The organism is Pseudomonas brassicacearum, from assembly GCF_003732175.1.
GTDB lineage: Bacteria > Pseudomonadota > Gammaproteobacteria > Pseudomonadales > Pseudomonadaceae > Aquipseudomonas > Aquipseudomonas brassicacearum_G.
This window is the reverse complement of the sequence record NZ_MOBI01000004.1, coordinates 125657-138456: the sequence shown is the minus strand read 5'-3', so window position 1 is coordinate 138456 and position 12800 is coordinate 125657. Positions and strand designations below refer to the sequence as shown.

Below are 12800 nucleotides of genomic sequence, written 5' to 3'. Positions count from 1 at the left end.
ATAATCAATATCATTGGTCATTGTTTATCTGCGCGTCATAATGCCCACCGCCAACATCTTTTGCAGAGTCTAGGGAGCTAGCTTGTCTACGCCTGTCGAACCCTTGCGTTTGCTGCTACTGGCCGAAGAGCCAGCGTGGGCAGCGTTGTTACGCGAGTGTCTGGCTCCTATGGGGAGCTCGGCTGTGCTGATCAGTGCACCGACCTGGGAGTCGGTGAGCAGTCTATTTGCTGACAACCGCAGTGCGGTCCTGTTGACCATTCCAGCACTTCAACCGGAGCCGGGCCGTTGCAGCCTGCCGACGGTGCTGTTGCTCGAGCATGAACCGTCCATCCCACCGGACGGTGTCAGCGACTGGCTGGTTCGCGATGCGCTGGATGTGGATACATTGCGCCGCTGCCTGCGCCATGTGCGTGAGCGCGGTGTGCTCGAAAACACCCTGCAGCGTCTCGCCGAGCAGGACCCGTTGACCGGGATTGCCAACCGCCAGGGCTTTCAGACCCTGCTGGCGGCGCGTCTGGCGGAAAACGACGGCCGTGGCCTCGCGTTGGGGCACCTCGACCTCGACAACTTCCGACACGCCAACGACGCCCTCGGCCACCAGGCCGGTGACCGGTTGATCCTGCAAGTGGTCTCGCGGCTCAAGAGCCAGCTTGAGGCCGGTGATCAACTGGCGCGTCTGGGCAGCGACGAATTCGCTTTGCTCATCGATACCCGCCGCGCGCCGCAGCGCGCGGAGTGGATGGCCGAACGCATCACCGAAGTCATGGCCGAACCTTACTGGGTCGACGGCGAAAGCCTGTTGATCGGCTGCAGCCTGGGCATCGCCCACGCGCGTGCGCAGGCTGGCGCCGACCCGCTGATGTGGCACGCACACATCGCCATGCAGCAGGCCAAAAGCACTCAAGGCTGCACCTTTCATATCTTCAATGAACGCATCAACCGCAACGCGCGCAGCCTCGCCGATCTTGAAAGCGAACTGCGCCGGGCCTTGCGCCGCGATGAGCTGGAACTGCATTACCAGCCGCGGCTGAACCTCGACGACGGGCAAATCGTCGGCCTCGAGGCTCTGGTGCGCTGGCGTCATGGCGAGCGCGGGCTGCTGCCGCCGAGCGAGTTCGTGCCGCTGGCCGAGCAGAGCGGTTTGATCGTGCCGTTGGGGTACTGGGTGATTTCCCGTGCCTTGCGCGACATGCAGGCATTACGCGAACGCGGTCTGCCGCCGTTGCACATGGCGGTCAACTTGTCGTTCCGACAGTTCCAGGACAGTCAGTTGCTGTCAACGTTGAGCCGGTTGATTGCCGAGCGCGGTGTTGAAGCGCAGTGGCTGGAATTCGAGCTGACGGAAACCGCCGTGATGCGCCGCAGCGATCTGGTCAAACAGACCATGGACGCTTTGGGGCGTCTGGGCGTGCGTTTCTCCCTGGACGATTTCGGCACCGGTTTTTCGTCATTCGTGCACCTCAACAGCCTGCCGATTGCCTTGCTGAAAATCGACAAAAGCTTTGTCGGTGGCATGGAGACGCGTGAGGAAAATCGCAAGCTGGTCCACGCGATGATCAACCTGGCCCACAACCTCAACCTGGAAGTGGTCGCCGAGGGCGTTGAAACCCCTGAACAGCTTGAGCTGCTGCGTGATTTTGGTTGTGATCAGGTGCAGGGTTACCTGATCAGCAAACCGTTGCCATTGGCCGAGCTGGTTGAATACCTGACCTTCGGTTCCAGCCAACAGGCGCTGGAAGTGGTGATTTAACCGATCTGTCATCTGGCACGAACCCTTGTGGGAGCGAGCCTGCTCGCGATAGCGGAGTATCAGTCGACATCAATGTTTGCCTGCATGGCCTCATCGCGAGCAGGCTCGCTCCCACTGAGATCTCAGTCTGGCTGAATGACCTGAAACGCCGGCCGTGACGCCGGCTCACGCCGGATCATCCGCTTCATCTTCCATTCGAACGCCAGTGTCAGGCTCACGGCCGAGCAGGCCAGCCCCAGCGCCAGACCCCACCAAACACCTGTCGGCCCCCAATGGAGGTGGAAAGCCATCAACCATGCAGCCGGAGCGCCGATCAGCCAATAGCAGGCGAGGCCGACCAGGAAGGTAGTCTTGGCATCCTTCAGACCGCGAATACAGCCCATGGCGATGGTTTGCGTGCCGTCGAAAAACTCGAACCACGCCGCCACCATCAACAGACTCACCGCAAGATTGATCACTTCGCGAAACGCCGGGTCGTTATGGTCCAGGAACAGTCCCACCAGTGGGTTCGGCAGCAGCCAGAAGACCATGGCAAACCCGAGCATCGCCGCGCCACCAAAGGCAATCCCGACCCGCCCGGCCAAGCGCGCATTGAGCAACTGCCCGGCGCCGTAGTGCTGGCCGATGCGCATGGTGATCGCATACGAAAGCCCCGCCGGAATCATGAACGCCACCGAGACGATTTGCAGGGCGATCTGATGCGCCGCCAATTGCGTACTGCCCATGGTGCCCATGCATAACGCGGCGAACGCAAACAGGCCGACCTCTACCGCGTAGGTGCCGCCAATCGGCAGGCCGAGACGCCATAGCTCGCGCAGGTACTGGCGATTGGGCCGTGACAGGCCCTTGCGCAGTGGGTACGCGTCGTAAGCCGGGTGCTGGCGAATATGCCAGGCCAGGCCCAGCGCCATGCAGTTGGCGACGATGGCGGTGACCAGACCGATTCCCATCAAACCCATTTTCGGCAGGCCGAACATGCCGGTGATCAGCGCATAGTTGAGCAGAAAATTGGCTACGGTCCCGACGAGGCTGATGACCATCACCGGTGTTGTCCGGCCAATGGCGCTGGTAAAACCGCGCAGGGCCATGAAGCTCAGGTAGCCGGGCAGGGCGAACGGCAGAATCAACAGGAACTGGCCGGCCGCGTGCACGTTGCTTTCGGTCTGGCCGAACAGCAACAGCACCGGTTTGAGGTTCCACAGCAGCAGACCCGCCACCAGCGCCATCAACCACGCCAGCCAGAGCCCGGCCTGGGTCAGCCGTGCGGCGCCTTCAATGTCGCCGGCACCCTGCCGGATCGCCACCAACGTGCCGACCGCCGCAATCACGCCGATGCAGAAAATCGACACGAACGAATAGCTCGCCGCGCCCAGGCCGCCACCGGCCAACGCCTCCGGGCTAAGCCGGGCCATCATCAAGGTATCGGTGAGGATCATCAGCATGTGCGCCAACTGCGAGGCGATCAACGGCCCCGCCAGCCGCAGGATGGCCCAGAGTTCGGTACGTGCTGGATGCTGCATGATCATCACGCTCGTTTAGTCAGAAAAATCGGGAAGGGTTGATTCTCGGCGCTCGCAAGCGTTTGCACAAAGGGATAAAAACGATTGCTCGCATGACTAAAACTCATGCCGGAGAGTTTCTGATAAGGTTTCGGGGTCGCGCTATAGGAGCTTTCCTGATGTCTCGTCGTCTTCCTCCGTTGTATGCCCTTCGCGCTTTCGAGGCCGCTGCCCGGCACAGTTCGTTTACCCGTGCAGCAGAAGAGTTGTCGATCACTCAAAGTGCCATCAGCCGACATGTGCGTACGCTGGAGGAGCATTTTGCCTGTCGGTTGTTTCAGCGCAGCGGTCGCAATCTGCAGCTGACCGAGGCCGCGCGTTTGCTGCTGCCTGGCGTGCGTGAAGGTTTTGGCGCGCTGGAACGGGCCTGCAATACGTTGCGCGCCGAAGATGACGTCTTGCGCATGAAAGCCCCTTCGACCCTGACCATGCGCTGGCTGCTGGCGCGACTCAGTCGCTTTCGGCATTTGCAGCCAGGCAACGAGGTGCAACTGACCAGCGCCTGGATGGACGTCGACTCGGTGGACTTCAATCATGAACCGTTCGATTGCGCAGTGTTGCTGAGCAACGGGCATTTTCCACCAGACTGGGAAGCCAGTTACCTGTTCCCCGAACTGCTGATCCCGGTCGGCTCACCGAATCTGTTGAATGATCAACCATGGGGTATCGAGCGGCTGGCCAGCACTGAACTGCTTCACCCGACTCCCGATCGTCGTGACTGGCGCAGTTGGCTGGAACGCATGGGGCTGTCAGAGCAGGTGTCGCTCAAGGGCGGGCAGGTGTTCGACACGCTGGAGTTGGGGATGATCGCTGCTGCCCGGGGTTATGGGGTGTCGATGGGTGACTTGTTGATGGTGGCCGAAGATGTGGCTCAGGGACGGCTGAGTTTGCCGTGGCCGACCGCTGTTGCCAGCGGTCTGAATTATTACCTGGTCTGGCCGAAAACCCGCCCTGGCGGTGAACGTTTGCGCCGTCTCAGCGACTTCCTCCAAGGCGAGGTTCAGGCCATGGAATTGCCGGATGTCGAGCGCCTCGGCTGAGTCGATGTAGCCGCCGCCATGGCAGCCTTGAGCGATATCCTTGTGAATCGCTCAAGTATTCAACCGCGCCGCCGAATCCCTGAAAGTGGGACCTTCGTTCTGAAAGGTTTCGCGCTTCCCCTATTACTGGATATTTTGCCGAGCCACGCGACGCGATCAGGATGATCCGGCTCCTCGGCCAGGAGCTGTCATGTCTCAACCTCGTGCCCGGATCGCCTCACAATTGGGGCTTGCCCTTGCCGTCATCCTGGCGGTCGTCATCAGTGGCAGCACGGTGTTCGCCCTGCGTTCGCTGGATTCCGCCAACCTCGACACGCGTGAAGAGCATCTGGCCAGTGAGGCGCGGTTGCTGGCCGACCAGTTGAGCACTTTCCACGGCACCCTTCGCGAGAGTACCCAGCGCCTGAGCGGGTTGTTTGAAAAGCGTTTCAGCAGCGGTTTGAGCGTGCACCCGGAGCAGCCTGTGACGGTGGCGGGCGTGCAGACTCCGGGCCTGCATCTGGGCAACGAGGTGCTGAACAACAACTTCGACAAGGTCGACGAGTTCAAGCAAATGACTGCCGGCGTGGCGACATTGTTCGTGCGCAGTGGCGAGGATTTCATTCGGGTCAGTACCTCGTTGAGCAAGCAGGACGGCAGCCGTGCCATCGGCACGCTGCTTGATCATGCGCACCCGGCCTATCAGCGGCTGATAGCGGGGCAAAGCTATGTCGGCCGGGCCTTGCTGTTCGATCGCTCCTACATGACGCAGTACACCCCCGTACGCGACAGCAGCGGCAAGGTGATCGCGGTGTTGTTCGTGGGTTTCGATTACACCGACGCGCAGAGCGCGCAGTTCGATAACCTCAAACGCTTCCGCATCGGCCAGACAGGTTCGCTGGCGCTGCTCGATGAACAAAACAAATGGCTGGTGCCGCCGGCCGGCGTGCAGGCGCTGGATCAGTCGACTTCGACCATCGCCGGTTTGGCCAGGACACCGGGGCAGGGCGCGTTCTGGAGCGACAAGTCCGAAGACTTCTACAGCGTTGCCGTGCCATTCGAGGGCGGGCCATGGTCAGTAGTGGCGAGCATGCCGAAAAGCGAAATCCGCGCAGTGACCTGGAGCGTCGGTATCCGCCTGGCCATTGGCAGCCTGCTGGCGATGCTGCTGGCGGTGGGCGCGGCGGTCTGGCTGTTGCGCAGCAAACTGGCGCCGTTGGGTGACCTGGTGCGGCAGGCCGAAGCCTTGGGCGCGGGTGATCTGAGTGTGCGTATGAACGTGTCGAGCCATGATGAAATCGGTCAACTGGCGCGCAGCTTCAATCAGATGAGCCAGGCGCTATCGACCATGGTCGAGCACATCCGCAAGGCCTCGGAAGAGGTCAACAGTCGCGCGCAGGCATTATCCGGGTTGTCCGGCGGTGCGTATGAAGGGATGGAGCAGCAGTCCGGCGAAATCACCAGCATGGCCGGTGCCGTGGAAGAGTTCAGTGCGACCTCGCTGAACATCGCTGACAACATGGGCAACACCGAGCGTCTGGCCCAGGAAAACGCACAACAAACACGGATCGGTCGTACCTCGATGGAAGAAGCCTCTTCGTCCCTTGAGCAGATTGCTAGTGCCCTCAATAGCACGGCGACGGTGATCAACACCCTGGGTCAGCGTTCCCAGGAAATCGGCGGCATTGTCGGGGTGATTACCGCGATTGCCGATCAAACCAATTTACTGGCGCTCAACGCCGCCATCGAAGCCGCGCGTGCCGGCGAACAGGGCCGTGGTTTTGCGGTGGTGGCAGACGAAGTGCGTAACCTGGCCTCGCGTACTCGCGAAGCGACTGACGAGATTTCCGGGATGATCCAAAGCATTCAGCAGGAAACCGGTAACGCCATCAGCACCATGGAGCAAGGCAAACTGCTGATGCACGAAGGCCTGACGCGCAATGCCAATGTCGCGTCGGCGCTGGCACTGATCGACGAACAAAGCCGCTCGGCCGGCCAGCAATTCGCCGCGATCACCACCGCCACCCAAGAGCAGAGCAGCACCGCGACCTTGCTCAGCAGCAACCTGCAAAGCATCGCCATGGCCAACAGCGAGCAGCGTGAAGTGGTGTCGAACCTGGCAATTACTGCCAAGGAACTGGAAAACCTGGCGGCAGAGTTGCGGCATGAGGTTGATCGTTTTCGCTGAGGTCATCTCTGGAATCGCCTTCGCTGACAAGCCTGTTGTTGGCGATTGAACCCGCCGACTGAGGTTTGCGGGAGTTATGCATTTTTAAGCTTGCTGAAACGTTTCATCAGCGCTATAAAAATCGCACAACTCCAAGAAAGGCTTTCCCCATGACCCCGCTCAAACTGCTTGTCACTCTCGGCGCAATGACCGCTGCCTCCCATGTTATGGCTTGGGATTACGTGCTGCTCGATACCGACAAGGCTGCCCAGAACCAGCAAATCACCAGCCAGCAGCTCGGTGTGAAAACCGACAAACCGTTTTCCGTGACCCTGCGCACCCTGCACGGTGGTCGGCAGGAGGGCGTCAGTATCGTCGACATTGATAACGGCACGATGAAACTCTCGGTGGTGCCGACCCGTGGGATGAACGTCCTGCAGGCATCGGTAGGCAATGTGCGCATGGGTTGGGATTCGCCGGTCAAGGACGTGGTCAATCCATCCTTCATCGAACTCAACGGGCGCGGCGGATTGGGCTGGCTCGAAGGCTTCAACGAACTGGTCGCCCGCTGCGGCTACGAATGGGTCGGCCACCCCGGCATGGACAACGGCGAACTGCTGACCCTGCATGGCCGTGCCGCGAACATTCCGGCCAGCAAAGTCACTTTGCACATCGATGAAAAACCGCCCTATGCCATCAGCCTGCGCGGTGAGTTGAAAGAGCAGGCGTTCAAGAAAGTCGACTTCTCGGTGAGCACCGAACTGGTCACCGAGCCTGGCAGCGTGCGCTTCGCCCTCAATGACACCCTGACCAACAACGGCGACTATCCGAAGGAATACCAGGCGCTCTACCACAGCAACTTCAGCACCCCGTTCCTGGAACAGGGCGCCCGCTTCGCTGCGCCGGTGAAACAGGTGTCACCGTTCAACGACAAGGCCAAGGGGGATTTGCCCGACTGGCAAACCTACCGCGCACCGACCAAGGACTACGACGAAACCGTCTACAACGTCGTGCCGTATGCCGATGCCAAGGGCGACACGCTGACGGTGCTGCACAACAAGGCGGGCAGCCTTGGGGTGTCGGTTGGTTTCAATACCCTGCAATTGCCGGTGTTCTCCCTGTGGAAAAACACCGATACCCAAGGCCAGGGCTATGTCACGGGGCTGGAGCCGGGGACGAGCTTTTCCTATAACCGTCGGTATCAGCGGCCTCTGAACCTGGTGCCGACGATTGCGGCCAAGGAGCAGAAGCAGTTCCAGATCAGCTACAGCTTGCTGGCGGATAAAGCGGCTGTGGATAAAGCGTTGGCGCAGGTGAGTGAGATTCAGGGTGGGCGGGAGACTGAGGTAAGGCAAACACCGTTGGTGGATCTGACCAAGGAATAACCTCGACTAGTTTGCGCTCGGTCGATACTGCAACGCCTCGGCCAAATGCTCGCGGGTGATGCCATCGACTTGTTCAAGGTCCGCCAGGGTGCGCGCCACCTTGAGCAACCGATGGGCCGCCCGCAGCGACAAGGTCAATCGTTCGCACGCGGTTTCCAGCCAGGTTTCGTCGGCTGTGGATAACGTGCAGTGTCGCCGCAGGCCCGGCAAATCGAGGAAGGCATTGGCGCAGCCCTGGCGTTTGTGTTGCCGCTCCCTTGCGTCCGCGACCAGGGCTGCGGCGGTTACGGTGTCATCGCCGGGTTTTGGTGCCGGATTCAACGCCGTGACTTCGCGGGCAACCGTCAGGTGCAGATCAATTCGGTCCAACAGCGGCCCCGACAGCTTATTCCGATAACGCTGGATCTGGTCCGGAGAACAACAGCAGCGTCCGCTCGGCTCGCCAAGATATCCACAGGGGCACGGATTCATGGCGGCCACCAGTTGAAAGCGCGCGGGAAAACGTACGCGGTCACGGGCCCGGGAAATCACGATGCACCCCGACTCCAGCGGCTCTCTCAGCACCTCCAGCACCTTGCGATCAAACTCCGGCAGCTCATCGAGGAACAGAACACCATGGTGGGCGAGGGTGATTTCACCGGGCTGTGGTTTCGAGCCTCCGCCCACCAGTGCCGGGCCGGATGCTGAATGGTGTGGTTGGCGGAACGGTCGTTGAGGCCAATGGCTCAACGGCACACAACTGGTTACCAATTGAATCGCCGCGACTTCCAGCGCTTCGCTCTCGGCCAGTGGCGGCAACAGCCCAGGCAAACGACTCGCCAGCAGGGTTTTCCCTGTTCCCGGTGGCCCGCTGAACAGCAGGTTATGAGCCCCCGCAGCTGCAATCAGTAATGCACGCTTGGCCGCAATCTGGCCCTGCACTTCATTTAAATCGGGGTAGGGTTTGCTGGCGTAGAGCAAACCATTGGAAACAAACGGTTCTACCGGTGTGTGGCCATTGAAGTGCGCGACCGCCTCCAGCAGATGATCCACCGCAATAACCTTGAGTCCTGACGCCAGGCACGCTTCCTCGGCATTTGCCCGCGGCACCATCAGCGATCGTCCCGCCTTGCGCGCCGCGAGTGCCGCCGGCAACACACCACGAACCGCCCGCACCGCGCCTGACAGCGCCAGCTCTCCCAGACACTCCACATCATCCAGCGTCAGGGCCGGCACCTGCACACTGGCAGCCAGAATCCCAAGGGCGATCGCCAGATCGAATCGTCCGCCGTCCTTCGGTAGGTCAGCCGGGGCGAGATTCAAGGTGATGCGCCGTGCCGGGAATTGCAGCCCGGAATTGATGATCGCACTGCGCACCCGGTCCTTGCTTTCCTTCACCGCGGCCTCCGGCAACCCCACCATCGTCAGCGACGGCAAGCCGTTGGCCAGATGGACTTCTACGGTAACGGCGGGCGCTTCCACACCGACTTGGGCGCGGCTATGGACGATGGCCAGAGACATGATCATTCCTTGAGCTTGCGAGAACCGCTTCCTGCGGTTTTTTGAAGGGTAGTTGCGGCGTAGCGGTTTAGCGCGGCGGCAGAGGAGCGAAACCTTCGCAGGATGTTGCGGGTGTCGGCGTTATGTTCGATGCAGCCGTGGATGTGCATTGTCACGGTTTGGTGTTGATCAGGGTCGAGTTTGCGTAGTGCTCGTTCGTCGAGGAAAAGTCGAAGTAATCGACCGAGGTCGCGGGCACTGAACCAAGGCTGGTTTTCCAGCAGCAGGGCGTGGAGGTGGAGTTTGTGGCGGGTGAAGACGTGGGGGATCGGATAGGCCGACCTCGAATTTGAGACGTAGCACTTCTCGAATTTTACGCATGGATAACCGCTCCACGACGACCTCTCTGCTTCGATAAAAGAGGTCGATGGTAGTGAATTAATCCTGCGTTGCTGCCTGCCTTAAGGGTGGCCGGATGAGCGTGGAACGGGTGGCCGGATCACCGTGGAATCAGTGGCCGGATGTTCATGGAATGGGTGGCCGGATGGCCGTGGAATCCGCACCCTCATGGCCTCGCAGCCATGAGGGATCTTCCGCCTTCGCCATCAGTCTGCGACGCGGTCGCTATTTTTGAGGATTTCGATCACCACTCTGGCTGCCGCGGACAGCAATGACATAGGGCGTGCGATCACCGAGATGCGCCTCTTCAGATGCATTGGCAGCGGCATGTAGCGGATTTTCCTAGGTGAGGGGGGCAGCACGGTGCTGGGCAGGATGGACCAGCAGTGGCCTGCGCCGATCAGGCTCAGTAACGTCTGCACGCAGCTTATTTCGCCGCGCTGGGTCAGGTAGGGAAGTTCGGCCAACTGACTCATCAATCTCTCGCCGCCAGCGTGGCGATAGCCCAGGTAGGGCATTGAACCAAACAGCTGCGCGTGGGTTTGGCGCTCATAGCCTTGAGGCACTACCAGTACATAGTGGCCTGACCAATGAGAGTGCTCCAGGTGTTGGCCGTCCAGGATTGTGCTCGGGGCGATGAAGATATCGGCTGTTTCGCGTTTCAACAGGTCTTTTGAAAGCTCTCGTTCGCTGAGGTGCACGGCCGTCAGTTGCACCATTGGATAGAGTTGCCACAAGGTGTCGAACACCTCGTTGAGGTGCGTCTCTTCGATGTCCGTCAGATAGCAGAGCCTGACACTGCCGCTGACCTCATTTTTTTTAGTTGCTCAAGTGTCGCCATGACATGGTTGAGGCTTTGCAGCACGGTATGTCCTTCAGAGGTCAGGGTGCAGCCACTGCGGGCGCGGGCGAACAGGCGTTTTTCAAAGTAGCGTTCAACTTCGTTGATGGCGTAACTGATATTGGACTGGCTACATCCCAGCACGGCCGCTGCTTCAGAAAAAGAACCGAGGTCTGCGACCGTCTGGACGACGCTGAAGAAGTGGGTTTTCATTTGAAAAATCCTTAGAGGGATGGGGTATGAAAGAGCAGGCGCAAAAGCTCCGCTGAGCGCAGGCTCAGCGGAGGTGGGCGATTGGAAGTGGTGCAGAGAATGCGAAGAAGCGTCAGCGCGGTGTCCGGAATTTGTTGACCACTACAGGGCTCAAGGGGCAACTCAATCCATCAGGCGAGGCATCAGACGTTTGTAGGGGCCGGTAGGCAGGAAAATGTCCGAACGTTCGGGGGGCGGATGGTGTGTCGAGACGTTTTAACCTGGCGTTCAGTGCTCGAGCCACTGACAAGTCAATTATTCTCGGTCCAGTCGAAGTCAAGCTGTAGCGCTGTGCGTTCAGCCAGTTCACGATCGCCCAACCGCTCCACCAGATGCAGACTCATATCGATACCGGCAGAAATGCCGGCCGAAGAAATCACTGCACCTTCATCGACCCAGCGCAACCCACTGATGACATTCACCGCTGGGAACATTTCTCGCATGTCCTCGATATCTTCCCAGTGGGTGGTGGCCTGCTTGCCATCCAGTCGACCGGTTTTGGCCAGCAGGAAGGCACCGGTGCACACCGAGGCGGTCAAGCGCTCGGGGGTCGCCAAGCGCGCAATCCAGTCAATGACTTCGGCTTTATTCAGTTCAGCGATAACGACCCCGCCTGGAATGATCAGGCAGTCGAGGGAGGGATGATCGTGTATGGAGAAGTCAGGGTGCACTTTCAGCCCGGCGCGGGCTTTTACCGAGGCGGTGCTCTGGCCGATAGTGAATACGTTGAACAGCGGCGCCTGGTCTCCGCTGCGGCGAGTGTGCATCCGTGAGGCCGTGGTGAATACTTCGTAAGGACCGGCGAAGTCCAGCACTTCTACTTCATCAAATACATAGATACCGATATTCAGGGACACAAGTAACTCCTTTGACGGTCAGTGCGACCGAGCTGTATTGACCCGGTCTGACAGACCAGTGGCAGCAAGATTAGCCAGTCCCCGTGTTCGCAACTACTGTCTCAAATGACAATGTGCGGTAATATCGTGCCATGGATAAACATTTGGTCGTCGCCCTTATATATAATCAACTCTGCACCTTCGAATTCGGTTGTGTAGTTGAGGTTTTCGCCCTCAAACGCTCCGAACTCGGGGTCGACTGGTACTCGTTCGCAACCTGCGCCGTAGAGTCTGGAGTGATTACCGCCGCCGGCGGAGTTACTATCGGGCCTACCCATGAGCCCAACCTCATTGACCAAGCAGATACCATCATCGTGCCCGGCTGGCGTGATGTGGAGGCAAAGGTGCCCGAGACGCTAATCGCTCAGCTCAAGGCCGCCCATCAACGCGGCGCGCGGATCTGCTCGATTTGTACGGGCGCCTTCGTGCTGGCGGAGGCTGGCTTGCTGAATGGCCGCGCGGCGACTACGCACTGGCGCTTCACTGATCTGCTGGCGCGCAAATACCCCAGTATCAACGTGCAACCCAATGCCTTGTATGTCGATCAGGGGCAGATTGTCACGGCCGCAGGCTCCGCGGCGGGGCTGGACATGATGCTGCATCTGGTGCGCTCCGATCATGGCGCGCGGGTGGCCAATATGATCGCGCAACGGTTGGTGATTGCCCCCCATCGTGATGGCGGTCAATCGCAATACGCTTCGCGGCAATTGATCTATGCCCATGAAGGGCCGATTTCGCGGGTTATGGATTGGGTGCGTAACAGCCTCCAGAGCCCATACACTATCGAAAAAATGGCCCGCTACGCAGCCGTTAGTCCGCGTACCCTGCACCGCGGTTTCATCGACAGTACCGGACAGACGCCTTATGAGTGGTTACTGGGAGAGCGCATTGCTTACGCCAAGGAGTTGCTGGAGTCGTCGCTGTTACGCTTGATTGAGGTGGGGGAGTTCGCAGGGTTCGGTTCGGAAGAGTCGTTCCGCCGACATTTTCGCAAACGCCTGGGGATCAGCCCCAGCCAATACCGTAAGCGGTTTGCCAGGGTCTGAGGAA

10 protein-coding genes and 1 pseudogene are annotated in these 12800 nt (G+C 59.9%); 5 read left to right on the top strand and 6 right to left on the bottom strand.

The features are described 5' to 3' along the window. The first annotated feature begins 82 nt into the window (after nucleotides 1-82). Nucleotides 83-1753, top strand: a complete 1671-nt coding sequence (locus BK658_RS03510) for a putative bifunctional diguanylate cyclase/phosphodiesterase (protein WP_123581080.1) — start codon at nucleotides 83-85, stop codon at nucleotides 1751-1753. 122 nt (nucleotides 1754-1875) lie between these two features. On the opposite strand, the gene BK658_RS03500 is transcribed toward BK658_RS03510, so the two are convergent. Continuing rightward, nucleotides 1876-3273 carry a NorM family multidrug efflux MATE transporter gene (locus BK658_RS03500; RefSeq protein WP_123581160.1) on the bottom strand — a complete coding sequence of 466 codons (1398 nt, stop codon included), beginning with the start codon at nucleotides 3271-3273 and terminating at the stop codon, nucleotides 1876-1878. Between the two features lie 158 nt (nucleotides 3274-3431). Here BK658_RS03500 and BK658_RS03495 point away from each other — a divergent pair, with 158 nt between their 5' ends. The 3 genes from BK658_RS03495 to BK658_RS03485 all read left to right on the top strand — a co-directional run bounded on the left by BK658_RS03495 (nucleotide 3432) and on the right by BK658_RS03485 (nucleotide 7883). Then, nucleotides 3432-4352, top strand: a complete 921-nt coding sequence (locus tag BK658_RS03495; RefSeq protein ID WP_123581078.1) for a LysR substrate-binding domain-containing protein — start codon at nucleotides 3432-3434, stop codon at nucleotides 4350-4352. A gap of 190 nt (nucleotides 4353-4542) precedes the next feature. Next, a complete protein-coding gene (locus tag BK658_RS03490; RefSeq protein ID WP_123581077.1) occupies nucleotides 4543-6519 on the top strand; it encodes a methyl-accepting chemotaxis protein in 1977 nt (658 codons plus the stop codon). Nucleotides 6520-6668: 149 nt separating this feature from the next. Next, the gene (locus BK658_RS03485) at nucleotides 6669-7883 is read left to right on the top strand and encodes an aldose 1-epimerase family protein (RefSeq protein WP_123581076.1); all 1215 of its coding nucleotides are present in this window, start codon (nucleotides 6669-6671) and stop codon (nucleotides 7881-7883) included. Nucleotides 7884-7889: 6 nt separating this feature from the next. Here the strand turns inward: BK658_RS03485 and BK658_RS03480 are convergent, their stop codons facing one another. The 5 genes and pseudogenes from BK658_RS03480 to BK658_RS03460 form a co-directional block, all read right to left on the bottom strand. Continuing rightward, nucleotides 7890-9383: a YifB family Mg chelatase-like AAA ATPase gene (locus BK658_RS03480; RefSeq protein WP_123581075.1), complete on the bottom strand. Its 1494-nt coding sequence runs from the start codon at nucleotides 9381-9383 to the stop codon at nucleotides 7890-7892. A gap of 122 nt (nucleotides 9384-9505) precedes the next feature. Next, nucleotides 9506-9691 (bottom strand): annotated as a pseudogene (locus tag BK658_RS30250) (BRO-N domain-containing protein); the annotation flags it as partial. A gap of 276 nt (nucleotides 9692-9967) precedes the next feature. Then, nucleotides 9968-10534 (bottom strand): LysR substrate-binding domain-containing protein, encoded by a 567-nt coding sequence (locus BK658_RS03470; protein WP_259740045.1) that lies wholly within the window; start codon nucleotides 10532-10534, stop codon nucleotides 9968-9970. A gap of 5 nt (nucleotides 10535-10539) precedes the next feature. Next, complete coding sequence (locus BK658_RS03465) at nucleotides 10540-10815, bottom strand: LysR family transcriptional regulator (protein ID WP_123581073.1); 276 nt, start codon at nucleotides 10813-10815, stop codon at nucleotides 10540-10542. 290 nt (nucleotides 10816-11105) lie between these two features. Next, on the bottom strand, nucleotides 11106-11711 hold the full coding sequence (locus tag BK658_RS03460) for a DJ-1/PfpI family protein (RefSeq protein ID WP_123581072.1): 606 nt from the start codon (nucleotides 11709-11711) through the stop codon (nucleotides 11106-11108). Nucleotides 11712-11842: 131 nt separating this feature from the next. Here BK658_RS03460 and ftrA point away from each other — a divergent pair, with 131 nt between their 5' ends. Next, nucleotides 11843-12796: a transcriptional regulator FtrA gene (ftrA, locus tag BK658_RS03455; RefSeq protein ID WP_123581071.1), complete on the top strand. Its 954-nt coding sequence runs from the start codon at nucleotides 11843-11845 to the stop codon at nucleotides 12794-12796. Nucleotides 12797-12800 lie beyond the last annotated feature (4 nt).